The sequence below is a fragment of the Micromonospora sp. NBRC 110037 genome (genome assembly GCF_001652995.1).
Lineage (GTDB): Bacteria > Actinomycetota > Actinomycetes > Mycobacteriales > Micromonosporaceae > Micromonospora > Micromonospora chalcea.
Map to the genome: position 1 here is coordinate 603,202 of NZ_BBVA01000003.1, position 25,826 is coordinate 629,027.

Annotated in this window: 19 protein-coding genes and 2 pseudogenes; 7 read left to right on the forward strand and 14 right to left on the reverse strand. The window is 72.9% G+C overall.

Translation table 11 applies throughout. The features are described from left to right. Window positions 1-91 precede the first annotated feature (91 nt). From A4R25_RS12830 to A4R25_RS12835, 3 genes are all read right to left on the reverse strand, one after another. Window positions 92-616 (reverse strand): tRNA adenosine deaminase-associated protein, encoded by a 525-nt coding sequence (locus A4R25_RS12830; protein ID WP_064446833.1) that lies wholly within the window; start codon window positions 614-616, stop codon window positions 92-94. A 121-nt stretch (window positions 617-737) separates the two neighbouring features. Next, window positions 738-908, reverse strand: coding sequence for a hypothetical protein (locus A4R25_RS31465; RefSeq protein ID WP_166457820.1), 171 nt, complete (start codon window positions 906-908; stop codon window positions 738-740). Window positions 909-981: 73 nt separating this feature from the next. Then, window positions 982-1,377, reverse strand: coding sequence for a hypothetical protein (locus A4R25_RS12835; RefSeq protein WP_176722829.1), 396 nt, complete (start codon window positions 1,375-1,377; stop codon window positions 982-984). Window positions 1,378-1,486: 109 nt separating this feature from the next. Here A4R25_RS12835 and A4R25_RS12840 point away from each other — a divergent pair, with 109 nt between their 5' ends. Further along, window positions 1,487-2,230, forward strand: a complete 744-nt coding sequence (locus A4R25_RS12840) for a M23 family metallopeptidase (protein WP_043327822.1) — start codon at window positions 1,487-1,489, stop codon at window positions 2,228-2,230. 48 nt (window positions 2,231-2,278) lie between these two features. Next, entirely contained in the window at window positions 2,279-3,349 is a 1,071-nt protein-coding gene (locus tag A4R25_RS12845; protein WP_043327821.1) for a PHP domain-containing protein, read from the forward strand. Window positions 3,350-3,352: 3 nt separating this feature from the next. On the opposite strand, the gene A4R25_RS12850 is transcribed toward A4R25_RS12845, so the two are convergent. Then, a complete protein-coding gene (locus A4R25_RS12850) occupies window positions 3,353-4,324 on the reverse strand; it encodes a DMT family transporter (RefSeq protein WP_197494897.1) in 972 nt (323 codons plus the stop codon). A gap of 72 nt (window positions 4,325-4,396) precedes the next feature. Between A4R25_RS12850 and A4R25_RS12855 the strand changes: the two genes are divergently transcribed. Beyond that, a complete protein-coding gene (locus A4R25_RS12855) occupies window positions 4,397-6,067 on the forward strand; it encodes a DUF885 domain-containing protein (RefSeq protein WP_043327819.1) in 1,671 nt (556 codons plus the stop codon). 46 nt (window positions 6,068-6,113) lie between these two features. On the opposite strand, the gene A4R25_RS12860 is transcribed toward A4R25_RS12855, so the two are convergent. Together A4R25_RS12860 and A4R25_RS12865 are read right to left on the reverse strand one after the other, a co-directional pair. Continuing rightward, window positions 6,114-7,709 (reverse strand): DUF6114 domain-containing protein, encoded by a 1,596-nt coding sequence (locus A4R25_RS12860; RefSeq protein WP_064446866.1) that lies wholly within the window; start codon window positions 7,707-7,709, stop codon window positions 6,114-6,116. A gap of 77 nt (window positions 7,710-7,786) precedes the next feature. Further along, window positions 7,787-8,410, reverse strand: coding sequence for a DUF6230 family protein (locus A4R25_RS12865; RefSeq protein WP_043327818.1), 624 nt, complete (start codon window positions 8,408-8,410; stop codon window positions 7,787-7,789). A gap of 416 nt (window positions 8,411-8,826) precedes the next feature. On the opposite strand from A4R25_RS12865, the gene A4R25_RS12870 reads away from it, so the two are divergent. Continuing rightward, window positions 8,827-9,561 (forward strand): class I SAM-dependent methyltransferase, encoded by a 735-nt coding sequence (locus A4R25_RS12870; RefSeq protein WP_051611329.1) that lies wholly within the window; start codon window positions 8,827-8,829, stop codon window positions 9,559-9,561. Between the two features lie 85 nt (window positions 9,562-9,646). Here A4R25_RS12870 and A4R25_RS12875 read toward each other — a convergent pair whose 3' ends face one another. After that, the gene (locus A4R25_RS12875) at window positions 9,647-10,690 is read right to left on the reverse strand and encodes a DUF3068 domain-containing protein (protein WP_082930993.1); all 1,044 of its coding nucleotides are present in this window, start codon (window positions 10,688-10,690) and stop codon (window positions 9,647-9,649) included. Window positions 10,691-10,825: 135 nt separating this feature from the next. On the opposite strand from A4R25_RS12875, the gene A4R25_RS32225 reads away from it, so the two are divergent. Beyond that, window positions 10,826-12,292 carry an acyltransferase family protein gene (locus A4R25_RS32225; RefSeq protein WP_373888005.1) on the forward strand — a complete coding sequence of 489 codons (1,467 nt, stop codon included), beginning with the start codon at window positions 10,826-10,828 and terminating at the stop codon, window positions 12,290-12,292. A gap of 2,037 nt (window positions 12,293-14,329) precedes the next feature. Here A4R25_RS32225 and A4R25_RS32230 read toward each other — a convergent pair. From A4R25_RS32230 to A4R25_RS12895, 5 genes and pseudogenes are all read right to left on the reverse strand, one after another. Further along, window positions 14,330-16,390, reverse strand: a pseudogene (locus A4R25_RS32230) (DUF3367 domain-containing protein); the annotation flags it as partial. Continuing rightward, the gene (locus tag A4R25_RS12885) at window positions 16,384-17,832 is read right to left on the reverse strand and encodes a glycosyltransferase family 4 protein (RefSeq protein ID WP_197494899.1); all 1,449 of its coding nucleotides are present in this window, start codon (window positions 17,830-17,832) and stop codon (window positions 16,384-16,386) included. The gene A4R25_RS12885 and the pseudogene A4R25_RS32230, both read right to left, overlap by 7 nt. After that, window positions 17,829-18,653, reverse strand: coding sequence for a glycosyltransferase (locus A4R25_RS12890; protein WP_064446837.1), 825 nt, complete (start codon window positions 18,651-18,653; stop codon window positions 17,829-17,831). Before A4R25_RS12890 ends, A4R25_RS12885 begins: the two co-directional genes overlap by 4 nt. Window positions 18,654-18,662: 9 nt before the next feature. Then, window positions 18,663-18,824 (reverse strand): hypothetical protein, encoded by a 162-nt coding sequence (locus A4R25_RS31105; protein ID WP_157539048.1) that lies wholly within the window; start codon window positions 18,822-18,824, stop codon window positions 18,663-18,665. Window positions 18,825-18,865: 41 nt separating this feature from the next. Further along, window positions 18,866-20,605 carry a hypothetical protein gene (locus A4R25_RS12895; protein WP_064446838.1) on the reverse strand — a complete coding sequence of 580 codons (1,740 nt, stop codon included), beginning with the start codon at window positions 20,603-20,605 and terminating at the stop codon, window positions 18,866-18,868. Between the two features lie 169 nt (window positions 20,606-20,774). Between A4R25_RS12895 and A4R25_RS12900 the strand changes: the two genes are divergently transcribed. Continuing rightward, window positions 20,775-22,043, forward strand: a complete 1,269-nt coding sequence (locus tag A4R25_RS12900) for a hypothetical protein (RefSeq protein WP_064446839.1) — start codon at window positions 20,775-20,777, stop codon at window positions 22,041-22,043. Here A4R25_RS12900 and nudC read toward each other — a convergent pair. After that, window positions 21,940-22,839, reverse strand: a complete 900-nt coding sequence (gene nudC, locus A4R25_RS12905) for an NAD(+) diphosphatase (protein ID WP_082930995.1) — start codon at window positions 22,837-22,839, stop codon at window positions 21,940-21,942. The genes A4R25_RS12900 and nudC overlap by 104 nt on opposite strands. A gap of 185 nt (window positions 22,840-23,024) precedes the next feature. Between nudC and A4R25_RS12910 the strand changes: the two genes are divergently transcribed. Next, on the forward strand, window positions 23,025-24,842 hold the full coding sequence (locus A4R25_RS12910) for a VanW family protein (RefSeq protein WP_064446867.1): 1,818 nt from the start codon (window positions 23,025-23,027) through the stop codon (window positions 24,840-24,842). Between the two features lie 58 nt (window positions 24,843-24,900). On the opposite strand, the pseudogene A4R25_RS12915 reads toward A4R25_RS12910, so the two are convergent. Next, a pseudogene (locus A4R25_RS12915) lies at window positions 24,901-25,536 on the reverse strand (NADPH-dependent F420 reductase); the annotation flags it as partial. Between the last annotated feature and the right edge of the window lie 290 nt (window positions 25,537-25,826).

The following is a 25,826-nucleotide window of genomic DNA, read 5'->3' on the forward strand; positions in this document are numbered from 1 at the left end:
GGGGGTGGGCTGCCCCGGGCGTACGGTCTCCAGCGCCGGATCGGTCGCGTCGGCGGGTTCGGCGGCGCCGGGCGTCCGGGACTCCCCGGGCTCAGACCTCACGCAGCTCCTCGACCTCGTCCACGCAGCCGAGCACCTGGCTGATCTCGGCGGTGACGTCGGCCGGCATGGAACCCTCGTGTGCGCAGAGCGCGAGTAGCTTCTGCGCCGGGATGCCCAGGTCGGCCAGCAGGTCGGCGTCACCGACCGGGTCGGCTTCCGGGTCCACAGCGGGCTGCTCGTTGTCGTCGTCGCCGCTGGAGGCGCGCGGCTCGTCGACCTCCTCCAGCCCGGTGACCGACGTCTTCAGGTCGCCGACCAGCAGCGCGCCCAGGCGGGACTCCTCCGCGTACGCCGAGTCGGAGCCGAAGACCCGCAGGTCCTCCCCCTCGTCCAGGCGCAGGACGACCAGGTACGTGTCGTCGGCCTCGACGAACAGCAGCGACAGGTCGGCGTCCGGCTCGACGTCGCGCAGCCGGTCCGCCACCTCCTCGATGTCGGTGACGCCCCGCAGGCTCACCTCGCCCGCGGTCCAGCCGCCGTCGACGCGCGCCACGGCAGCAGCGAAGTACGACACGGTCCCCCCAAATTGGCCTCGGCAGCACGCCGACAGGTCACGCGATGCACGTTAACCGGTCGGGTCGGCGGGCGACCGGTCAACGCCCCGTAAGGGCCGGCCGTTCTGAAGAGAAAGCCGGTCAGCCGACGACGCGCCGACGGGTGGCGATGAGTTGGCGCAGCCGCTCGGTACGCGCGCGCTGTGGTCGCTGGCGCTGCTGCACCGCGCGGGCACCGGCCAACTCGGCAAGGAGTTGCAGGCGACGGCGGCTCCGCTCGGGGTCGAGCCGCGGCGGTGTGGTCCAGGCCATACCGCCGAGGGTGGACCGTCACCGCGCGAACGTCAAGGTGGCCTTCGCTACGCAGCGAAACCGGCACCCATGGTCACCAGAGCGGCCAGTCGCCGGTCTGCGCCCACCGCATCGCGACCAGCGCGGCGGCGATGCTCCAACCACCGGCGGTGACGATCGCGACTCCGGTGGCGACCCCCCGGTCACCGTGGCGGACCAGCACCGCTGCCGCCGCCCAGGCCAGGGCGCCGGCCAGCAGAGTCCACCAGGCGTAACCCGCGATGTTGCGGCCGAGCAGCCCGAACAGCAGCAACCAGGCGAACGCGACGAGCGCGCCGACCGCGACCCCGGAGCCGGTGATCGGGTACGGCTCGCGGTAGCTGGGCCGGATCGGCGCGTTGGACGGGAAGAGTCCCGAGGGGGTACGCGGCGGAGGCGGGAACGCCCCCGGACCGGTCCCCTCGGGTCCGCCCTGCCACCCGTACGTCACCGCCGCCCCCTTCCCCGAACGATCCACGTCGGCGTCACGCACCGTGACCGGCGGGTGTGACGCGGTCGCGGCGTTCGTCCCTACGGTAGTGGTCTGTCAGGATGACCGGATGCGCTCGCCATCGATCGGACGCCGGACGCGGCCGGCGTACCCGGTCCTGCTGCTCGTCGCGGCGCTCGCCGCCGGGGGGTGTGGCGCCTCCACCGGGCGCGCCGACAGGTGGCAGGAACCGAGCCCGATCGCGACGGGCGCGCAGCCTGCCGACCCGGCGAGCCCGGCACCGCCGACCGCCTCCCCGCCGTCGCCGGCCCGCACGGACGTGAAGCGGGTCTTCCCCGTCCGCGCCGGCAACGTCGACTACCACCCGACGCACGGCGGCTACCCGGGCACCGACGTGTTCGCCGACTGCGGCGAGCCGGTGGTGGCGGTCACCGACGGCGTGGTGCTGGAGGTGAGCCGGGTCGACCGGTTCGACAAGCGCGGGCCGCAGGGGCCGAACAACGGCGGGCTCTCCGTCTCGCTGCTCGGTGACGACGGGGTGCGCTACTACGGCTCGCACCTGAGCGCGGTCGCGGCCGGCATCGACCCGGGCGTACGGGTCCGGGCCGGGCAGCAGCTCGGCAAGGTGGGCCGTACCGGCAACGCCAACAACGTCTGTCACCTGCACTTCGGACTCTCCCCGAAATGCACGGGAAAGGACGACTGGTGGATCCGCCGGGGCGTGGTCTGGCCGGCGCCCTACCTGAACTCGTGGCGCAAGGACGGCAACCGCTCGCCGGTCGCCGAGGTCACCGCCTGGCAGCGCAAGCACGGCTGCCCGGCGTCGCCGGGCCGGTCCACCACGGGCGGCTGACGGTGCGGGGTCGCGCGGCGGGCGGCGGATGCGCGTAGGTTCCAGGGCATGAGTGCCCGGGATCCCATCGCCGACCTGCGCCGGATCGCGTTCCTGCTGGAACGGGCCAACGAGGCCACCTACCGGGTCCGGGCGTTCCGGTCGGCCGCGAAGACGCTCGGCGCGCTGCCCGCCGCCGAGGTGGCCGAGCGGGCCCGCACCGGCAAGCTGACCGAGCTGTCCGGCGTCGGTGACGTCACCGCCCGCTGCGTGGCCGAGTCGCTGGCCGGGGAGGAGCCGGTCTACCTGCGCCGGCTGCTGGCGACCGAGGGCACCGACCTGGACGAGGCGGCGGCGAAGCTGCGGGACGCGCTGCGCGGCGACTGCCACACCCACTCGGACTGGTCCGACGGCGGCTCGCCGATCGAGGAGATGGCGCTCGCCGCGGTCGAGCTGGGCCACGAGTACCTGGTGCTCACCGACCACTCGCCCCGGCTGAAGGTGGCCCGGGGCCTGACCGCGGAGCGGCTGCGCAAGCAGCTCGACCACGTCGCCGCCGTGAACGAGGCGCTGCCGAAGGGCTTCCGCCTGCTCACCGGCATCGAGGTGGACATCCTCGCCGACGGCTCGCTGGACCAGGACGCGGACCTGCTGGCCCGCCTGGACGTGGTGGTCGGCTCGGTGCACAGCGGGCTGAACGACGACCGGGCGAAGATGACCCGCCGGATGCTGACCGCGATCGCCAACCCGCACCTGGACATCCTCGGGCACTGCACCGGCCGGATGGTCTCCTCCCGGCCCGCCGGCGTGACCGGGCCGGGCGACAAGGGGCACCGAGCGCGTACCCGCAAGGAGAGCGAGTTCGACGCGGACGCCGTCTTCGCGGCGTGCGCCGAGCACGACGTGGCCGTCGAGATCAACTCCCGGCCGGAACGGCAGGACCCGCCGAAGCGGCTGATCCGGCTCGCGCTGGAGGCCGGGTGCCGGTTCGCCATCGACACCGACGCGCACGCCCCCGGCCAGCTCGACTGGCAGCGGTTCGGCTGCGAGCGGGCCGCGCTGTGCGGGGTGCCGGCGAACCGGGTGGTGAACACCTGGACGGCCGACCGCCTGGTGAAGTGGACAGCCGGCCGTAGCTGAGGGTCAGCCCTGGGCGGCCGGTTCGACAGTGCGGGCCGGCACCACCACGTCCGGGCGCGTGCGGCGCCGGCCGAACAGGCCCTGCGCGACCGCCACGCCGGCCAGCACCACGAGCGCGCCCACCGGCTGGTGCCAGGTCATCCGCTCACTCAGCACGACCGCGCCGACGAGCACCGCGAACACCGGAACCAGGTACGTCACTGTGGACGCCGTGCTCGCCCCGGCCAGCCGGATGTTGCGCATGTTGATGACAAAGGCGAGCCCGGTGCCGAGCGCGCCGAGCGCCAGCACGCTCGCGATCACGCGCGGCGAGAGCCCGGCCGGGGACGGCGGCGTCCCGACGAACGGCGCGACCAGCGCGAGCTGCGCGGTCGCCACCAGCAGCTGGGCCGCCGACAGCGACAGCCCGGAGTACGCGCTGCCCGCGACGAACTTCTTCTGGTACGGAATGGCGAGCCCGTAGCAGGCAGCCGCACCGAAGCACATGAGCTGGCCGACGAAGTGGGCGCCACCGACGCCCTCCCAGACGCCGAGCACCACGAGCACCCCGACGAAGCCCAGCCCCAGCCCGACCGCCCGCCGCACGGTCAGCCGCTCGGTGCGGAACACCAGCACCGCCAGCGGCAGCACGATCAGCGGCGTGGTGGCGTTCCAGATGCCGGCGAGCATCGACTCGACCCGCTGCTCGCCGTAGCCGAACAGCGTGAACGGCACCGCGACGCCGAACGCGGCCACCACGAGCATGTGCCCCCATACGCGAAGGTCGCGGGGCAGCCGGTCGCGCAGCACGGCGAGCACCACCAGCAGCGTGACCGCGCCGGTGGCCACCCGGTAGAGAGTGAGGTGCACGGGGTGCAGCTCGGCCACGCCGACCTTGATGAACAGAAAACTCGAACCCCAGATGGCGGCAAGCGCGACGAACCCCGGCAGCCAGCTCCGCAGCGGCGCGCGGTCAGGAGTGAAATCGACTGTCACCCCTGACACTCTGCCCCACGGGTACGACGATGTCGTGCGGAATTCGGCTGCGGGGTCACGTAGGGTCCCCTCGTGGGACGAATCGATGACCTCGCCAACCGGTACGTGGCCGAGTGGGCTCCGCTGAGCCCGACCGGGGCCACCTACGTCGGCATCGCCGGCTACGACGACCAGCTCGACGACCTGTCGCCCGACGGCTACGCGGCCCGCGCCGACCTGGCCCGGCGCACGCTCGGCGAACTCGACGTGACCGAGCCGGAGACCGAGGCCGAGCGGACCGCCAAGGAGGCCATGCAGGAGCGCCTCGGCCTGGAGCTGGCCCGGTACGAGGCCGGCGAGACCGGCAGCGAGGTCAACGTCATCTCCAGCGGGCTGCACGAGATCCGGATGGTCTTCGACCTCATGCCGACCGACGGCGAGGAGGCTAAGGCCAACGTGGCGGCCCGGCTCAACCGCTTCGCGTCGGCGCTCGACGGCTACAAGCGCACGCTGCGCGAGGCCGCCGCCGCGGGACGGGTCAGCTCGCAGGTGCAGCTCGTCGAGGTGGCCAAGCAGTGCGACGTCTGGGTCGACCCGGAGGGCGACAACTTCTTCCACGGCATGGTCGAGCGGCTCGACGCCGACGGCGCGCTCGGCGCGGAGCTGCGCAAGGGCGCTGCCGCCGCCACCGCCGCCACCGCCGAGTTCGGGCAGTTCCTGCGCAACGAGCTGGCGCCGGCCGGGCGGGAGAAGCAGGCCGCCGGGCGGGAGCGCTACGAACTGGCCTCGCAGTACTTCCTCGGCGCGAAGGTCGACCTGGACGAGACGTACGCCTGGGGTTTCGCGGAGCTGGCCCGGCTGGAGGCCGACATGCGGACGGTGTCCGCGCGCATCGCCGGGCCCGGCGCCTCGATCGACGACGCGGTACGCGCGCTCGACGCCGACCCGGCGCGGACGGTACGCGGCAAGGAGGCGTTCCGGGACTGGATGCAGGCGCTCGCCGACCAGGCGGTCAGCGACCTGAACGGCACCCACTTCGACATCCCCGAGCAGGTACGCCGGATCGAGTGCTGCCTCGCGCCGACGAGCGACGGCGCCATCTACTACACCGGCCCGAGCGAGGACTTCTCCCGGCCGGGACGGATGTGGTGGGCGGTGCCGCAGGGCATCACCGACTTCTCCACCTGGCGGGAGGTGACCACCGTCTACCACGAGGGCGTGCCGGGTCACCACCTGCAGGTCGCGCAGACCGCCGTCCGGGCCGACCTGCTCAACCGCTGGCAGCGGCTGTTGTGCTGGGTCTCCGGGCACGGCGAGGGCTGGGCGCTCTACTCCGAGCGGCTGATGGACGAGCTGGGCTACCTCGGCGACCCCGGTGACCGGCTCGGCATGCTCGACGGGCAGGCGCTGCGCGCGGCCCGGGTCATCGTCGACATCGGCATGCACCTGGAGCTGGAGATCCCGAAGGACAACCCGTTCGGCTTCCACCCGGGCGAGCGGTGGACGCCGGAGCTGGGCTGGGAGTTCATGCGGGCGCACTGCCGGGTGCCGGACGAGAACCTGCGTTTCGAGCTGAACCGCTACCTGGGCTGGCCCGGGCAGGCCCCGTCGTACAAGGTGGGCGAGCGGATCTGGTTGCAGGCCCGGGAGGACGCGAAGGCCCGCAAGGGCGCCGACTTCGACCTCAAGGAGTTCCACCGCCAGGCGCTCGACCTGGGCTCGCTGGGGCTGGACCCGCTGCGCAAGGCGCTGGCCCGGCTCTGAGCCGGCTTCCGGGTGCCGGCGGCGCGTTCCGCCGGCACCCGTCCGGTCAGGCGCCGAGCGTCACCTTCAGCGTCGGCCGGCCGGTGAGCGTGTTGCTGGTGACGTACGCCAGGTCGATGACCGGGTCGGTGAACGTCACCGGGATGGGCAGCGTGACCGGCAGGCCGTCCGGGAACGGCAGGTCCGGCGTCAGCGTCAGCTTGATGCCGGCGAGCTTGCCGACGAACCGGGTGCAGTAGAACGCGACGTCGTCGCGGACGGTGAGACGGTCGGTCGCGTACCGCTGGGTGCGACCGCTGGGGCCGTCGGCGACCAGCAGGAAGTCGTCGGTCACGGCTTCCTTCATGCTGAACTTCAGCACCTTGAGCGCGCCCTGCTCGGTCCGCAGGTCGGTGATCCCCTCGAACCGCAGCCCGGTCATGGTCACCTTGGAGCCGGTGAGCTTCGACGGCTGCTTGGCCACCTTCGGCAGGCCCGGGTCGGCGGCGATACGCGGCAGCGGCTTGCCGGGCTCCACCTTGCCGGGCTTCGCCGGTTCCTCCTTGCCCGGCTTGCCCGGTGTCGGGCAGTCGGTCGAGCCGGGACGGGTGGTCGGCTTGCTCGTCGGGGCCGCCGATCCGCTCGCGGTCGGTGTGGGCGAGGGTGTCTCGCTCTTCTTGCTGCCGCCCTTGAACAGGTCACCGATCCCCTCGAAGAAGTCGGTGATGATGTTGCCCTCCCGCGTCGGGCTCGCGCTCGGCGTCGGGGTGGGCGTCGCGGAGGGTGCCTTCGACGGCGTGGCGGGCTTCGTCGGGCAGGCGCTGGCGGCGGGCCTGCTCGGTGCGGCCTGTACCGCGCGCGGCTGGACGGCCAGGCCGGCGGTGGCCAGGCCGAGCACCAGCAGGACGATGCCGAAGGCACGCGGGTCCGCTGAACGGCCCGCCCACTCGGGCGGGCCGCCGTCGGATCCGGCCGCCTGCCCGTTCACCGACTGCCGAGGGACCGGCCGCTCCCCGCCCGGCCGCTCGGCAGTCGGCTGCTCGACGGCCGGCCGTACGCCGGCCGGCACCTCGACGGTCGGCAGTTCCCCGGCCGGCTGCTCGTCAGCGGGTTCCGGGGCGGCCGGCCGGCCGGTGACCGACTGGTCGGCGCCGACCTGCTCGACGCCGACCGGGCCGTCGACGTCGAGCAGGTCGGCGTGCCGCTGGTCCACCCTGGTGTCGCGCTCGTCGTCCGCCTCGGTGTCGCGCTCGTCAGCCGCCAGCTCCGCCGGCCGGGCCGGCACCCAGGCGAAGGCGAGCGCGCTGCCCACGATGCCCAGCAGCAGGCCGAGGAAGAAGCCGCCGAGGTTGAGCCCGATCAGCGAGTAGACGGTCGTGACCGCCGCGACGATCGAGTAGAACAGCCGCTGCGCCGGACTGAGCCAGAGCAGCACGCCGCAGGTCCCGAGGATGGCCGGGATCAGCAACGAGAGCAGGCCGGTGGCGCCGCTGCTGAAGCTCAGGCCGTTGAGGGTCAGCCGGGTGGAGGCGAGCATCTCCACCCCGGCCAGGATGATGAACAGGCCGCCCCAGAACGGCCGGCTCCGCTGCCAGCGGCGGAAGGTCCGCCACGTCCGGGCCGCGGTGCCGAGCCGGGCGTGGGACGGTTCGACGGTTGTCACGTACTCCTCCTGGCGGAGCGGGGGCGGGGACGGTGGGGCGGGCCCGCGGTGGTCGGCCACCGCGGGCCGTGCTCAGCTCAGAAGCACTCCTTGCCCTTGGCGTCGTCACCCACGTTGACCTTGAGCCGCAGCCCGACCAGGTTGAACGTCGAGGACGTGGTGTAGCGGGACACCTGCTTCAGGTCGCGGATGGTGACCCGGTCGGAGTTCTGGCCGAACGAGCCGCGCTGGGCCGTCGGGTTCAGGTCGCTGGCGTCGCGGCCGATCTGGATGTTGGTGAAGGTCGCGTTGCCTTCGAGCGAGTCCATCGCGATCACCAGGTCCTTGGCGCGGGCCGGGTCCTTGCCCTCGCCGGCGTTGATGGTGAGCACCACCGGCAGGCCGGGCAGGTCGGCGCGGACGGACTGGCAGAGGTTGTACAGGTCGGCGCTGCTGATCTCGGCCATCGCGACCGGGCGCGTCGCGCCGGCCTTGCCGTCCTCACCCTTCTCGCGGACGATGCCGCCGTACTGCTTGAAGCCCTCGCCCTCCAGGCGGTCCGCGCCGATCTTGAAGGTCTGCCCGGACACGGTGATGTCGGAGGCGATGGCGCCGGTCGACATGCCGAACAGGATGGCACCGGCGGCGGCCGTGGTGGGCACGATCATGGCGGCGAACCGCTTCCACCGGGTACGACCCTGGTTGTCGAGCCGATTCTGCACGGGTTCCTCCTCGAGCGAATGTGCGCGGCGGCCGGTTGTCGTACCGGTGGCCCGCGCCGGACCCCGCCCTCTGTTACCGACGGGTAACGATCGAGCCTGATCGTGCACCCGATGCGGCGCAGCTCACAACCCCCTCGCGTACCCGGCGGTAACACGAGCGCGCCACGAAGCTTGCTCGCCATCACCACGCGTTGACGCTCCGGGGCAGGAAAAGGGCATCAAAGGACGCAAAAGCGCCGTCATCGAGCGCCTGATCAACCCACAGTGACGACACATTGAGGGATTACAATCAAGTAACAAATGTACAGTGCGTCGAGCGCGATGGGCCGTTCGGGGCAGTGTCGTCGGCCGAACATCCGAGCCGGCAGATGACCGGGTCGATCCAGCCGCACCCCCGGATGTCCTAGGGTTTCGGCGTGAATCTCGACGACGTACGGCGCGACTGGACCAAGCTGGGCGCCGAAGATCCGCTGTGGGCCGTCCTCGTCCAGCCCGGTAAGCGCGGCGGGCAGTGGGACGTCGAGGAGTTCCTGGCCACCGGCCGCGCCGACGTCGAGGAGACGACCGGATGGCTGGGCCGGCTCGGCCTGCCCACGCGATGGGACCGCGCGCTGGACTTCGGATGCGGGGCCGGTCGGCTGTCGCAGGCGCTCGCGCCGCACGCCGGCGAGGTCGTCGCCGTCGACATCGCCCCGTCGATGCTGGAGACCGCCCGGCGCCTGGACCGCAGCGCCGGGAACATCCGCTTCGTCCTCAACGACGCGCCGGACCTGAGCCAGTTCCCCGACGGGCACTTCGACCTGGTCTACAGCGCGCTCGTGTTGCAGCACCTGCCGCGCCCGGCGATCGACAGCTACCTCGCCGAGTTCCTGCGCGTCCTGCGCCCCGGCGGGGTCGCCGTCGTGGGCCTGCCGACCGAGCCGGCCCGTACGGCCAAGGGCGTCATCTGGAAGCTCGCGCCGTTCCGCCTGATCAGCTGGGCGCAGCGCCGGCTGCTCAACTACCCCGCGCCGATGAAGATGACAGCGGTGCCGGACGCCGACATGACCCGGCTGGTGGCCGCCAACGGCGGGGAGATCGTCGGGCAGCGGCCCGACCTGCCGTACACCGAGGACTGGATCTGCACCCGGTACGCGGTGCGACGCCTCTGACCTGCCACCTGCCGCGCACACGAGCAGGCCGGCCGACCCTGGTGGGTCGGCCGGCCTGCTCGTGTGGTGGTGCGAGGGTTGGCGCTCAGGACTCCGCGCGGTCCGCGGCGTGGCGTCCGCCGGCGGGCACGGTCGGGTCGTCGTCGACCGGCTCCGCCGAACGCTGCGACGGCACGTCGTCCACCGGTCCGTCGCCGGCGTCCACCGGCGTCGCGTCGGGCCGGCGGCGAGCCGCGCGGAGGATGATGAACAGGCCGAGCAGGAGCAGGAGCAGACCCACGACGCCGAGGACGATCGGCAGCACGGTGGTCAGCAGGTTGATCTGCCCACGCGCGTCCTTGGCCGCCTTGGCCTGCTGCTTCTGGGTGTCCTCGGTGAAGACGAGCGTGGCGTCGATGATCTTGATCTTGTCCGCGCCAGTCTCGTCACGCAGGGTCTGGAGCTGCTTCTCCTGCCCCTTGACGATGACGCCGCTGTCCGGCTCCACCCAGAGGGTGCGGGTGTTGGCGTAGAAGCGACCGGCCGTCACCGTGGGCTGGGCCGATCCGACCAGGTTGCCCGGCACGTCGATCTCGCTGATCTTGATCGGTTCGGCCGTCATCTCGAACTTGTAGACGGTCAGCCCCTGCAGCTTCTCGGTGCCCACGTACTCGGCGGGGTACGCCTTCCGAGCGGTGTTGTCGAAGTACTGGTACGTCTTCTTCTCCGTACCGAACGGGAAGGTGTAGGTGAGCCCCTCGTGCTTGAAGGGCGCGCCGTTGACCGCCTCGGCACAGCAGGCGACCGACTCCGCCGTACGCCGGTCGAGGGCGACCCGGTCCGTGCTGACCGTGATCTCCTTGCCGGCGTCGTCGATCACCCGGACACCGACGTTGAAGACCGTCCGGTCGGCGTTGCCGGCCTCGACGTCGCCGCGCACCGCGCGGTGGGCGGTCAGGTTGACGCCGCTGCGCTCGGCCAGCGTGCTGAAATCAAGAACGGTCGCGTTCTTCGCCTCTGAAACCGTTACCGAACTCTGGTCAAGGGGCACCTTGACCAGAGCGGGCGCGACGGCCAGCGGCGTCGCCACGGCCCCGACGATCAGGAACGCGCCTGCCGCCACCAAGATGGCACCCGACGTGGGTCGCATGAAACTCCTCCCCTTGTAAAGACTCGACTAGTCGGCTGACAGTACATGACGAGGCCGATTTCGGATATGGTCCGATGCGACCTCTCGCGACGTACTGACTCCGGGGGTGCAGCAGCCACCGGGCTGCGAGATCAAATGGATGTCGAGGGAACTGTGAGCCGACCCGTCAGACCGGACTCGAGCAACGGACAGGCGATCCTGTCCGCAACTAATACCGGCCGTTCGGACGGTTGGTTGCCCGCATTGGAAGGGCTGCGGGCGGTGGCGGTGATCGGCGTGGTCGTCCACCATGTCTCCTTTCTCAGCGGACTGACCAACTCCTTCGCCCACCTCGCAGCTGCGCTGGCCAGGCTGGATGTCGGGGTGGCGATCTTCTTTGCGTTGTCCGGTTTCCTCCTCTATCGGCCATTCGCGCTCGCTGCCATTAACGGACAGTCAGGACCATCCGTTCGGCGATACCTCTGGCACCGCGCGCTGCGCATTCTGCCCGGGTACTGGGCAATGGCGATCGTCGCACTGACTTGGCTCAACATCGACTATCTGAAGTCCGTCTGGGACTGGGCGATCCCCTTTCTTCTGGCACAGATTTACGAGCCATTGCGACTCCCGGTCGGCATGGAGCAGACCTGGAGCCTGGCTACGGAGGCGACTTTCTACCTTGCGCTGCCACTGATAGCGGTGCTCGGCCGCCGAATGGGCGGTCGTACCCCGCTCGGGCGAGCCCGGCGCCAACTGGCGTTCGGTGCCGTACTCGTCCTTGCCGGCCTCATCTGGAATGCGTACGCGCACGGTCCCGACTCGCCTCTACCGGGACTCGCGGTGCTCTGGCTGCCCGCCTTTCTCGACTGGTTCGGCATCGGCATCATGCTGGCCGTGCTCGCCTCGTGGCCCGTCGGCACGACCTCGACCCCGTTCCTCACCGGCCTGACCGGTGACGGGTCTGGGCGGGGCGACGAGGACCTGTGGTCCGCCACGCCGCGCGGCCTGCGCGTGTTCACCTTCGCCCCGGGAACGTCCTGGCTCATCGCCGGCGCGCTGCTCTGGATCGCGAGCACGCCCATCGCCGGCCCGCGCGGGGTCGAACCCGCCAAGCCGGTCGAGTCGGTCACCGAGCACCTGCTGTTCCTGCTCGTCGCCTGGTGCCTGATCGCCCCCCTCGTCGGGCCGGGGTCCGGCGGGGTGCCCCGCGCTCTCCTCAGCCACCGGGCGGTCATGTTCCTCGGCCGGATCTCCTACGGCATCTTCCTCTGGCACCTCCTCGCGCTCGAGGTCTGCTTCCGCCTGCTCGGATTCACCCGGATGAACAGCTCGTTCTGGGTTCTCCTCGCCGTCACCCTGGCCCTCACCGTCCCGGTCGCGACGGCCAGCTACTACCTCATCGAGCGGCCCGCGCGACGGCTGCGGCGGCTCGGTGGCCGCCGCCGGCCCGTGGCCGTCGAGCCCGACCTCCCGCTCCGGGCCGCGACGCCGGCGCCAGCGCTTCAGGGCGCCGGCCCGGCCGGCCTCGGAACTCGCCTCGTACCGGCCGCGGACCCGACGGAACCGCAACACGAGAGCGGCGACCGCCACGAGGAGCAGCCCGGTCGGCAACAGGACCAGTAGCTCCGCCACCCGTTCCGCGCCGACCCGGGGCAGCCACAGACGCTCGGTCCCGTAGACGGTGAGCCCCAGCGCGGCCGGCACCCAGATCCATGCCGGGCCGGGCGTGCGGCGCCGGTGCAGCGCCACCACCGCGGCGGCGCAGCCGAGCCCGACCAGGCCCCCGAGCAGCGCCGGCACCGCCACCGCGAGCAGCGGCGCGGTCGGCATCATCGTCGGCACCACCGGGTACGCGGGTCGATGGCGGCGCGCGGGAATCAGCGCCCCGACCACCAGCAGCACCAACAGGCCCCCGGCGACGAACAGGACGATCCGGTAGTGCTCGCCGGGCGTGAAGACCAGCTCGACGCGGCCGGCGGGACCGGCCGGCACGAACCATCCCTGCTTCCACCCGTCCAGGCGGGCCGCGATCAGCTCCTGCCCGTCGAGCGTCGCCCGCCAGCCGGCGTTGGCGTTCTCCGGAACCATCAGGTAGCTGCCGCCACCCGCACCGATCTCGATCGACCGGCGCTGGTCGTCCCAGTCGACCACGCTCAACGCCCGGCGCGGCGACGCGGCGACGACGGGCCGTTCGGCCGGCGTACCGCTGAAGATCACGCTGTCCACGACGAACCGGTCCGCCGGGGCGGAGACCTCGTTGCCGCCCGCCCGCAGCGTGACCTGCTCCGCGCCCGCCTTCGCGGCCCGGCCCGACGACGTGGCGGGAGCGCAGGCGCGGTAGCGCAGGGGCCGCAGGTCGCGCAGGTCGCGCAGCGTCCCGGTGGCCGTCGTGGGCACCTTCACCCCGTTGACCACGATGGTGGGCCCCGCGCCGCACGGGAGCGTCACCTCACGGTCGAGGCCGCGCGGCTGGTTCAGTTCGGGCACGCCCTGCACGTCCACGCCGCTGAGACCGACCGGCAGCGACTGCGGCTCGAACAGCGCCGTCGACCGGCTGACCCTCGGCACGGTAGAGGTCACTGCAACGGTGAGCCCACGGGTACGCAGAGCCGGGAAGCGGGCGACACCGTCCAGGTCGACAGTCACCTCCCGGATGCCGTCGTCACCGGTGATCCGGACCGTCCTGGGCGGCGCCGCGACGAGGCTCTCCGCGAACCGCAGCCGCACCCAGCTCACCTTGCGCGCGGTGGCCCAGCGCATCTTCACTGTCGGTTGGGGATCGCTCGGATCCGCCCACCAGGCCGTGCCGTCGTCCCCGTCCCCCAGCGACCTCGACGAGGCGACCGGGTCGGCGAACCACGAACTCGACGTCGTGAACGTCTCGCCGCCCGTCATCTCGTCGTACGTCGCGAGCGCGGTGGCGGGCGTGGCCCGGGCCAGGCCGGTGAGCTGGGTGGGGATCGCGTCCGGCAGGTCGAAGCGCCGGGGCACCAGCCCGGTCTCCTCGCCCTGCCGGATCAGGTCGGGAGCGCACAGGTAGTGGTCACCGGCGACCGCGCAGGCGGATCGATCGGTGGCCTTGCGGGCCAGCGCGACCACCTCGGGCGCGACGGCGTCGGCGGGCACCTCCGGCAGTCGCAGGTAGCGCTCGGGCGTCACCCCGGCGACACTCAGCTCCCGGATACCCGCCCGGCGGCCCGGAACGTCGGCGTCCGCGACACTCTCGACTGTCACCCGCAGCCAACTGCTCCGGCCGGCGGGCAGCGGCAGCCGCGCCGTCGACCGGCCCGCGCCGGTCACCGGGTGCACCTGGGAACCGCCCTCGGTGCTGACCCGTACCGAGGTGACCGGCGCGCCGATCACCTCGTCGCCCATCACCTGCACCTCCACCGAGTCGGCCTCGATCGGGTCGGCGAAGCGCAGCTCGACCCACTGGCCCACCGGTTTGCGCGCGCCGTCGGACAACCACGCGGTGCCGATGTCGCCGTCGACCGCGGCGAAGGGTGTGGCCGACGGGTCGCGCAGCCCGGCCGGACCGGTGACGTCCGCCGCGCTGGACGACGCCCGGACGTCGTCCACCCCGGCGTACGCCGAGGAGGTGATCGACGACCGCCACGCCGGGTCGAGGATGTCGTGCTCCAGGCGCTCCAACTGGGTCGGGTCCTGCTCGGTCAGGGTCCGCGAGGTGTTGCCCCGGACCAGACCGAAGTCGACCTCCCGGTCCCGGAGGCTGTCGGCGAGCACGGTGCCGCCGTCGCTGACCAGCGGGGGATCGCCGTCGAGGATCACCGGCCGGTTGCCCAGCACACCGGCGTCGCTGAGGTCCAGCAACGTCTCCGGCGCGCCGACCAGGTTGAGCGGCAGCGCGGCGTCGGTCAGCGTGGCCCGGGGCGTCGGCCGGTCCACCTCGTAGATCTCCACCGCCGGGTACGGCTCGTGCAGGCCGTAGTCCCACGCCCCGTTCAGGTCGGGCTTCACCCCGGACGCCGGGCCGAACGCGGCGACCCGGAACAGGCCCGGTGCGCTGTCCAGCGTGCGGTGTACCAGGACCGGCCAGGCGATGCCGCCGACCGGCTGGCGGAGGTCGTTGCGGACGAGCAGGTAGCGCACGCCGAGCCGGCTGAGCACGTCGGCCAGTCCGGGCGAGGCGGTGCCCGAGGCGAGCCGCTCGTCGATGGCGGAGAGCAGCCGCGAGTTACCAGCCGATCCGCCCGGCACCAGCGCCCGCACCGCCCACGGCGAGTCCAGCAGCGGCTGCACCGGCTCGTCCAGCGGACGTCCCCAGTTGTACTCGGCGAAGTTGGAGCCGGGAACCAGCAGGGTGGTGCCCGGCCCGGCGTGCCGGTCGAGCCACCCGGTCGCCTGCCGCCAGTGCTCGGGCAGCGCGTGGAAGCCGCCGCCCGGAGCGAGTCCCGCCATCCCGGCGCCGCTGGTCACCGCCACGAGCGCGGCGGCGGTCGCGCCCAGCGCCACCCGCCGGGGCGCCATGTTCGTGGGGCGCGTGAAGCGGCGGATGAGCGCGATCCGGCCGACCGTGTCCAGCATGTGCGCGGCGGCCAGCGCCAGCGGCAGGCGGATCACGACGTCGAACTTGTGCAGGTTGCGGAGGGCGGCGAGCGGACCGTCGAGCAGTTCACGCATCGGCGACGCGAACGCGGCGCCCCCGGTCGACAGGTTCCCCGCGGTCAGGGCCAGCAGGCCGACCAGGGCGCCGACGAGCAGGAACCGCCGCTCCGGCAGGTCCCGACGGGCGAGCCCGGCCAGGCCGACGCAGGCGATCAGGGCGGTGAGCACGATCATCCACGGGGTGGTGACCAGCGCCCATCCCGCGCGCCACCACGGCACGCCGTCGACGGCCAGGTAACCCACCCAGTGGGTGCTGCCGCGTACCGCCGACGGGAGCGACGTCACGCTGGTCGTGACCGCCGCGCTCTCGGTGTACGGGAGGAACGGGAACCCGTAGCGCTGCAGCAACAGCAGCGGCACCAGCCACCAGAAGGTGGCCGCCACTATCGCCACCGTCCACCACGCCAGCAGGCGGATCCGCCGCCGGCCGGGCGCACGGGTCACCACGTACAGGAACGCCGGCAGCACGGCGCACGCGACGGCCGCGCCGTTCGCGCCGCCCATGCAGACCACAGCGAGCCCGCTGAGCGCCGCGGCCCGCCGCAACGAACCGCCCGCGGCCCCCTTGACCAGTGGCAGCAGGACCCAGGGGGCGACGCAGTACGGCAGCAGTTCCAGCGAGACCGTGCCGACCAGGGACAGCGCCCGGGGGGACAGCGCGAAGATCGCGCCGGCCACCAGACGCGATCCCGGACCGCCGAGGTCGAGGGCGCGCGCCAGGCGCACCACGCCGGTGAGGGCGACGCAGAGCAGGGTCGCCATCCAGAGCCGCTGGACCAGCCAGGCCGGCAGGCCCACCGCCTCACCGAGCAGGAAGAACGGGCCCATCGGGAAGAAGTAGCCGACGGCCTGGTTCTGGAGCGTGCCGAACTGCCAGTCCCCGGTCCACAGGTGAGCCGCGCGGGCGAGGAAACCGCCCGGGTCCAGGGCCATGTCCAGCTTCGTCTCGGGCACGATGAGCCCGGGCTCCTGGGTGACGCAGAGACCGATCAGCGCGAGACAGACCAGTAGCTCGCGCAGGCGCCACACCGCCAGGGACACCGTGGCGCTCGGAATTCCGGGGGTACGGCGAGCGGTCGACCAGGCGGTCAGCACTGCCGTACCGGAACGCCGGTGAGCAGTTCGTCCGCTCCGGCGTTCCGCTCGTCGATGTCGTCGGCTGCGACCCCGGCCCGCAGCAGCGCCTGCCGGACGGCGGCCGGCTCGGCGGCCGGCACCAGGAGCAGCAGGTTCTGCCCGTCGATCGCGACGTGCCGGGTACGCGGCAGGAGCGGCGCCACCCGGGCCAGAAGGCGTTCCGGCTGGTCGGTCCGGACCACCACCGACGTGTTCCCGGCGGCCCAGGGCAGCGGGCGCGGCGTCAGCAGATCCCCGAGGACCGCACGCACCCGCCGGCCGGTGTCGGTCCAGCGGAACGAGTCGCTCCACCGCCGGCACTCCGCGGCCATCCGTTCCGGCTCTCCGGGCGTCGCCAGGGAGTCCAGCGCGCGGTCGAGGCCGGCGGCCAGGTTCTGCGCCGGATCCTCACCCTCGTCGACCAACCATCCGGTACGGCCCGGCCGGACCGCGTCGCGCAGCCCGTCCACGTCGAAGGCGACAGTGGGCAGCCCGGCGGCGGCCGCCTCCACCACCACGAGACCCCAGCCCTCACCCCACGAGGCGGAGACGTGCAACCAGGCGGCGGCCAGCAGGGCGTCCCGCTCGGCGGCGGGCAGGTGGCCGTGCACGGTGACCATGTCGTTCAACCCGCGCTCGTCGACCAGCCGGCGGACGCTCGCCGCGTCCGGCCCACCGCCGACGATGTCCAGACGCAGGTCGGGCCGTTGCGCCCGGAGCCGGGCCACGGCGTCGACCACCAGGTCCACCCGCTTGTGCCGGGTCACCCGGCCGACGCAGACGACACGTGGCCGGTCGGCGCGGGTCACGCCCGCGGCGGCCGGCCGGGACGCGTCGGCGCCGTTGGGCGCCACGACCACCGGGCCGGTCCAGCGCAGCCGCTCCCGGATCGCCACCGCCGTCGAGGGGGAGACCGCGAGCGTCACCGCGCGGCGGTAGACGCGCCGGGCGACCGGTCCCTCCAGCCAGGCGCCGAAGCGACCCACGACCGGGCCGAAGTACAACCGGAACTGCCGGTCGTGCACGTGGTGGATCACGCAGATCACCGGCACGGCCGCCGGCAGGACCGCCGGACTGAAGAACGGGATGCCGTTCTGGCAGTCCACCACCGCGTCGAACTGCCGGCGGTGGCGCGCCAGCCAGCCCAGCACCCGGGGGTAGATGGTCCACCGGCCGCCGGTACGGACGATCCGGATGCCCTCGCGGACCTCGTCGCCGGGCTGCCCCTTCGGACGCGCGGTGACGAAGGTGACCTCCGCGCCGGCGGTCACCAGGTCGCGGGCGACCTGCCAGGCGTACACCTCGGCGCCCCCGGCGTCAGGATGCCAGGGGTCCTTCCAGTTGAACACCACGACCCGGCGGCCCACCACGGTGGCGTCGGTGGTGGGTGCCGCGTCGGTAGAGGGTGTTCCGACACTCACGGCCGCATTCCAACGGCGGCCGTGCCGCCGGTGACGTCCGGCGTGACCGGAAGCGTGACGAGTGGCATCACCGGGGCGACGTCGGCGCCACGGAGCCACCAGTTGATCTTCGCGACGTCCACGAAGCTCTGCCAGCCGTGCCGGACCGGTGAGAAGCGGGAGCCGGGCACGTCCACCCAGCTGACCGGAATCTCCACCAGGCGGGCGCCCGCCCGCTCGGCGCGGCCCAGCACCTCGACGTCGAACGCGAATCCACCGCACCGCAGGGGCGCGAAGACCCGCCGGGCGACGTCGTTGCGGAAGAACTTGAACCCGCACTGCGTCTCGCTGACGCCGCGCACCACCTGCCGCACCGCGCCCCGGAACGCCACCGCGCCCCAGCGTCGCAGCACGCTGTGCCGCTCCTCGACGACCGACTCGGGGTGGGCCCGCGACCCGACCACCGCGTCCGCGCCGTCGTACAGGAGATTGAGCACCTGGGCGAGAGCGGCCGGCGCGGTGGCCAGATCGGCGTCACAGAAGCCTACGTAACGGGCGTCGCTGGCCAGCACACCCCGACGCACCGCGAAGCCCTTGCCCGGTTCGCCGCACCAGAGCAGGCGGACCGGAACCGGGCCGGGCGGCGCGTTCACCACCACGGCACTCGTCCCGTCGTCGCTGGCGTTGTCCACCACGGTGACCCGGCAGGGCACACCGAGTTCGGCCAGCGCCGCCCGGAGCAGGACCAGGGTGTCGGGCAGCCGGAGCGCCTCGTTGTACGCGGGCACCACGACGTCGAGTACGACCAGTTCTGACGAGACGTCAGGAGGGGGGACCTCCATGCCGCACCGTCAGCGCTCGCCGTACACGATGATGGGCTGCTCCACGCTCGCTGGCTTGCTGTTGCTGTTGCCGAGGGTGGACGCCCCGATCGAGACGGCCAGGATTCCCAGCACGGCACCCACCGCCGCGGCGACTACCGCGGTGAGGAGGGGATTGAAGGATGCCTTCATCGATGATCCCTTCGGAAAAAGGTACCGAAGAGTAACATGCGTCACTGCCGCTTGACCCGGTGCGAAAGGGCGATCATCAGGGTGGCCCCCAGTACCGAATACCCCAGGACCGGCATTATGCCGATGCGACCGGACGAGCCGGAGAAATCGGAATCCGGCAGACGCAACAGCGTCAATGCCCCGTCCCGCCGGACCAGCTCGGCGCTCACGAACCGGCCCTCCACCTGTGCGGCGTCCGGTTGGTCCGTCTGCACGAGCACATACCGCACCCCGAGCCGACGCAGAGCCGGTCCCGGATCACCCGGCGCCGCCAACGCCGCCGCCACCCGGTCCGCCTCCCGGCTCTCCCCACGGATCCGGTCCTGGCCGACAAGCACGTCCTGGTCCCCGACCACCGGCCGGCGGAACGCCCGCGAGGCCGGATCGAGCACCGGCACGTTCCCCGCCCACGGATAGGCCCGGAACGAGGACCAGGGCAGCGACACCAGGGTGCCCCCGGCCGGATCCCGGTTCACCTCGGCGCGCACCGCCGCCCACTCCGCCGGGTACCGCACCGTGTCGAACTGACCACCGAGACCCCACGCCAGACCGGGCATGAGCAGCACCGGAGCGACCACCAGCAGCGGGGCCAGCGCCCGGGCGCCGGTCGTCACGAGCGACTCCACGAGCATCCCGAGACCCACCGCCTGCACCAGTGCCAGCGGAGCGAGCAGCCGGGTGCCGTCCCGGACCGCGCCGGCCAGCGGAACGTGCTCGACCAGCGCGGCCATCCACTGCGCGCCCAGCGACCACGCCGGCGCCACCGCGACCACCGTGCCCAGGACCGCGCCGGCGAGCAGACCCCACCAGGCCGCCGACGGCCAGCGGCGACGGGTAAGCACGTACCCCCACAGCGCCGCGCCGGCCAGCGCCAGCGCGATCAGGGCGACCGCCCACTGGTCCCGGCCGACCGGCACGGCGTTCCGGCTCCACACGCCGCCCAGAGTCGCGACGCTGCCGAGCACGCCGAGTGGCGTGTCCGCGCGGACCGCGAACGCGGCCACCCCCCGCTCGTCGACGTCGACGGCGCCGCCCCGGCTCACCAGCGCGAGCCACCACGGAGCGGTCAGGCCGGCCAACGTCGCCGCCCCCGCCACAAACGCCCGCCACCGGCGCGCCAGAGCCAGCGCCGGGGCACAGGCGAACACCGCCGCCAGCACCATCGCCGGGCCGCCCAGCACCACCGCGGCCCCTCCGGCCACTGCGGAACGCCGCCCCGGGCCGGTGCCCTCGGGCGGCGGCCGGAGCACCCCCAGCACCCAGGCGAACGCCCAGGGCAACGCCGCGAACCCCGCCACCACCGCCCACTGCCCGAGGTGCAGCCGCCCGTACACCCAGGGGTTCCAGACGTACGCGAGCCCGGCGGCGACCCGCGCCAGCGGATGACCGACGGGCGCCAGCCGCGCGGCGCCCACCGCGGCCAGGACGAGACAGCCGGCCAGGAGCACCTTCTGGGCCACGTCTGCCGGGACGACCTGCGACAGCCCGACCGCGAGCAGCTCGCTCGGTACCGCACGCGGCAGTTCGGAGCCGCTGCCCCAGACCACCGCGCCGAACGGCGGGTCCGGCACGAACACCAGGTCGTACCGGAGGACGAAGCCACGGCGCAGCACCGGGCCGAGGATCGCGACGACCACGCCGACACCGAGCGCCGTCTCCGGCCACCAGCGGCGCAGCGCGACGGCGGCCCGCGACGGCGCCGGACCGAAGCTCGGTGACGCTCGACGCACACGGACCCCCATGAACCTGGACGGAAGCGGGCCCGACGTCGCACCCGGGGCTCCGGACAGCACTCTAGGCACAGGGCGAGTACGGACGGTAGCTTGCCTCACGACGTCGACGAGCGAGCCGCGACGACGACGCGAGGTTCGAGGCGAACCCGTTCCACCGGCGACACCGACATGAGGCGCGATGACAGAGACCACGGCAGGGCCCGGCGCGAGCCGCCTGGGAACCGCCGGCGCGGCCGTCGCGGTCGCCGCGATGGCGACGAACGGGCTCGCCTACCTGCTGCCCATGCTCGGTGCCCGGTACCTGCCGGTCGAGGAGCTGAGCGTCCTGGCCACGACGCTGGCCCTCGTCGCGATCGCCGGGGTCGCCGGCGTGGGGCTGCAGATGGCGGTCGCTGTGCACCGGGCCCGCCACCCCGGCGCGCCGACGCACCGGGTCAGCCTCGTCACCACGGCGGTCGCCGGCGGCGCCGTCGTCGTGGCCGCGCCGCTGATGATCACCGGTCTGCGGCTGTCGTCGACCGTCGTGGCGCTGGTCGCCGGCACCACTGTCGCTGTCGTCCTGGCCGCCCGGTGGCTCGGCGAACTGCAGGGTGAGCAACGCTTCGTCCGTCTCGCCTGGGCGATGGGGGTGGTGGCGCTCGGGCGGTACGGCGGCATGATCGTCGCGCTGGTCCTCGACGCCGACGTCGTGGTCACCCTGCTCGCCGGCATGCTCACCGCCTGGCTCGTGCTACCGGCGCTGGCCTGGATCGCCCGCCCCGACCGGCCCGCCGGGAACGACGTCGCCGCCACCATGCGGATCCGGCAGGTGGCGAGCGCCGGCACCGCCGCGCTGGCGATGCTCGCGGTGTCGTACGCCGACCTGATCTTCGCCCGCCAGCTGCTCTCGCCCGCCGACTCCGGGGCGTACGCGGTCGGAACCGTGCTCACCAAGGGCGCGCTCTGGGCCCCCCAGGTGATCGTGGTGCTGGCGCTGCCCCGGCTCGCCGTGGGAGACAACCGGGTCCGTACCGTCGTGCTCGCCATCGTCGCCGGCTGCGGCGTCGTGCTCGTCGCCGCCTCGGCCCTGGCCGGCGGGTTCGCGTTCCGGCTGGTGGGCGGCGAGGACTACACGTCCCTGGGGAGGTACGCCCCGTTCTTCGCCGCCACCGGCGCGCTCTACGCACTGATCTTCGCGGCCGTCAACGCGAAGATCGCGGCGGGCGCGCGCTGGCCGTCCGCGCCGCTCTGGGTCGCCGCGGCCGTCCTGGCCGTGCTCACCACCACCGTCGCGCCCCGCACGTTCCAGGGCATCATGTGGTGCGCGCTCGCCACCGCCGCGGCAACCGCGCTGGTGATGGTGTTCAGCCCTCCGCGAGCCAGTCGCCCAGCAGCCGGTGATCGATCGAGTCCACCCGGCCCAGCGGCCGCCCTGCCGCGACCCGCGCCCGCAGCTCCGCCCGGCTGAACCAGCGCGCCGCCAGCAACTCCACCCCGTCGACCCGGACCTCCTCGGACACGGCGACAGCCCGGAAACCCGCCATCAGCCCGGCGGGAAACGGCCACGCCTGCGACCCCTGGTAGACCACGTCGGTGACGGTGACGCCCGCCTCCTCGGCCAGCTCCCGGCGGACCGCGTCCTCCAGGCTCTCGCCGACCTCGACAAAGCCGGCCAGCGTCGAATAGCTGCCCTCGGCCGCGCCCGCGTGCCGGGCCAGCAGGCAGCGCCCGGTCCGGCCGGGCGCCTCGACCAGCACGATCACGGCCGGCTCGATCCGGGGGAACCACAGCCGCCCGCACTCCCCACCGCTACAGGTCCGCATGTGCCCGCCGCCACCGGCCACGGCCCGGGCGCCGCACGCGCCGCAGTACCGCTGCTGCCGGTGCCAGAGCAGCAACCCCCGGGCGTACGCCTGCACCGCCGCCCCGGCCGGGTCGAGCCGGCCCACGAGCGTACGGACATCGACAGCGCGCGTCGCGGCGGCCAACTCGACGGCGGCCCGCTCGCCGAGCGCGGAGAGATCGGCCGCGGACACCGCGACGTCGTCGTCGAGCCCCAGGAAGACGGTCTCCCCGGCGGCCGACCGGACGCGGGACGCGTGCTCGCCGGTGAGCCGAACCGGACCGGCCGCGTCGACCAGGCAGCGGTCCCGCCACAGCGGCAGCACCACGCTCACCGGATCGGCCAGCCGCCCGGCCAGCCACTCCGCGTCACCGCGCAGCGCCGCCGCCCGGTCGAGCCACCCACCGCCGTACGCCAGCACCCGCTCACCGTGCCACGATCCGCGCCCGGGCGCGGCCCCGAATCGGGTGATCGGGCCGACACCGCCGAACCCCCGACACGACGCCGGGCCGGAGACTCCCGGCGCGCCCGGGCGTTGGTTACCGTAGGTGTCTCCCGCGGGGGAAGCGGTCCCCGCGTGTACTTCCGATCGAGGTTGCAGTGACGATGTACGGCGAGAAGGTGCCGGCTGCCGACGACCGGCCCACCATCAAGGTGGCGGCGGTGAGCTGGCCCGGCGTCGAGATGGAGCCGGTCGCCACACCGTCCGGAGGCGACACGGGCCGGCCGGGGCGGTCGCGACGGGCCCGGCTGCTGCTGGCCGGGGGGATCGTCGCGGCCGTGCTCGCCGGCGGCGTCGGCCTGGGCGCCTACGCGTACGCCGGTGACGTGCCCCGCGGCACCACGGTGCTCGGCACCGAGCTGGGCGGGCGCAGCCGCGCGGAGGCGGCGGCGGCGCTCCGCGCCGAGCTGGAGCGCCGGGCCGAGGCGTTGAACGCCCCGCTGGCGGTCACCGTCGGTGAGAAGAAGGCCGAGCTGAAGCCGTCCGACGTGGGGCTCGCCATCGACGTGGACGCCACTGTGGCGGCCGCCGCGAAGGCCGACGCGCACGCGGTGAGCCGGCTCGTCGGCTCCCGTACGGTCGAGCCGGTGGTCACCGTCGACCGGCCCAAGCTGGAGGCCGCCCTGCGGAAGGTGATGGGCTCGCAGGGGCGCGAGATGACGATGCCGGCGATCATCTGGACCGGCACCACCCCGAAGCCGGTCTACCCGAAGCCGGCGCTCACCGTCGACACCGACGGCGCCACCGCTGTGGTGAAGGCCGGCTGGCTGGCCGCCGAGCCGGTCACCGTGCCGCTCGTCGAGAAGTGGCCCGCCACCACCCGTGAGGAGGTCGACCGCCTCGTCGCCGAGCTGGCCCGGCCCGCCGTCGCCGCGCCGGTGACGCTCACCACCGACGGCGGTTCGGTCACCATCCCGCCCGCCGCCATCGCCCGGGCACTGCGCTTCTCCGCCGACGACGCCGGCACGCTCACCCCGAAGGTCGACGTCAAGCGGCTCCGCGCCGCGCTCGGCGACCGGCTGACGAAGCTGGAGGTCGAGCCGCAGGACGCCGGGCTGACCATCAGCGGCGGCAAGCCGAAGGTGGTGCCCAGCAAGGCCGGCCGCCAGGTCGACGCCGCCGCGCTCGGCCCGGCCCTGCTCGCGGTGCTGCCCAAGTCCGAGGGCCGTACGGTGTCCGCCGAGCTCAAGCCGGCCGCGCCCGAGCTGACCGAGGCGGAGCTGGCGAAGCTGGGCATCAAGGAGCGGGTGTCGACCTTCACCACCCACTTCACCGGCGGCCTCTCCTCCCCGCGCAGCCAGAACATCGTCCGCGCGGCGAAGGACGTGGACGGCACGCTCGTGAAGCCGGGTGAGACGTTCTCGCTCAACGGGCACACCGGCGAACGCGGCTACGACCAGGGATACAAGGACGCGCCCACGATCGTGAACGGCAAGCTGGTGCCGGGCGTCGGTGGCGGCGTCTCCCAGTTCACCACCACGCTTTTCAACGCCACCTACTACGCCGGGCTGGAGGACGTGGAGCACAAGCCGCACTCGTTCTACTTCAGCCGCTACCCGGCCGTGATCGAGTCGACCATCTACTGGCCGCAGCTCGACTTCAAGTTCCGCAACAACACGCCCCACGGCGTGCTCATCGACACCTCGTACACGTCCAGCTCGATCACCGTCTCGATCTGGAGCACCAAGATCTACGACAGCGTCAAGACGGAGTACGGCCCCCGCCGCAACATCACCCAGCCGAAGACCGTGTACCTGACCCCGGGGCCGTCCTGCATCCCCGCCGCGGGCGCCGTCGGGTTCGCCCAGGACGCCTTCCGGGTCATCAAGAAGGACGGCAAGGTCGTCAAGCGGGAGAAGTTCAGCTGGCGCTACGACGCCGAGCCGCGCTTCATCTGCGCCCCGGAGCCGGGCGACGACTGATCCACGACACACGGAAAGGCCCCGCCGGACGCATCCGGCGGGGCCTTTCCCATGCTTGTCACGGCCGCGCCGCAGCCAGCCCTTCGCGTACGCCGTCGGCGTCCCGGTCGGTGCCGTAGACGGGGGTGTCCGGCTGCTGCCGCCAGCTCTCGTCCAGGGTGCCCGCGTCGACCGGGTCGAAGCCCAGATCGTCCACGAGGCCCATCACGATCCGCTTGGCGTCCGCGTCGTCGCCGGCCACCGGCAACGCGATCCGGCCTGCCGTACCCGCTGGCTTGCCCTCGTCCATGAGGTGCGCCGCCTGGATGTTGTTGAAGACCTTCACCACCCGGGCGCCCTTGAGGTGGTCAGCGGTCCAGCGACTGGAGCTGAGGCTGCGGTCGAGCAGCTCGGCGATGTCGCCGTCCCGCTGGGGGTAGTAGTTGTTGGCGTCGACCACCAGCTTGCCGTCGAACAGCGCCGCCGGGAGCTGCGGCACCGCCTTCAGCGGGATCGCGATGACCACCAGCTCGGCGCCCTGCACGGCGTCCTCCACCGACACCGCCCGGGCGCCGGTCTCGGCGGCCAGGTCGGCGAGGCTCTGCGGCCCGCGGGAGTTGGCCACCGCGACGTCGTGGCCGAGTGAACGCAGACGACGGGTGAGGGTGCCCCCGATGTGCCCCGACCCGATGATTCCAATCTCCATGTCCACCTCCTGTACCCCGTGCGGTCGGCCCCGATCACGGTCCCGACGTACGCCATGTCACGTTTCGGCCCACCGGCGTGGCCGTTTTCAGAGGTCCCGGCTCGACGGTACGAGACTGACGCGGCCGACGTGGTGATTCCCGTCGGCCGGCCCGAATCCAGGCGGTGTGGTGGTCGGTTCGGCGGTTCGGGGAAGTGGTGGGTGGTCAACCGTTCACGCGCGCCGGCATGAGGACCGGTTTTCGGAGTGGACGCGTTTCAGGGCCACCCCCGTGAGGGGTGGCCCTGAAACGAAAGATT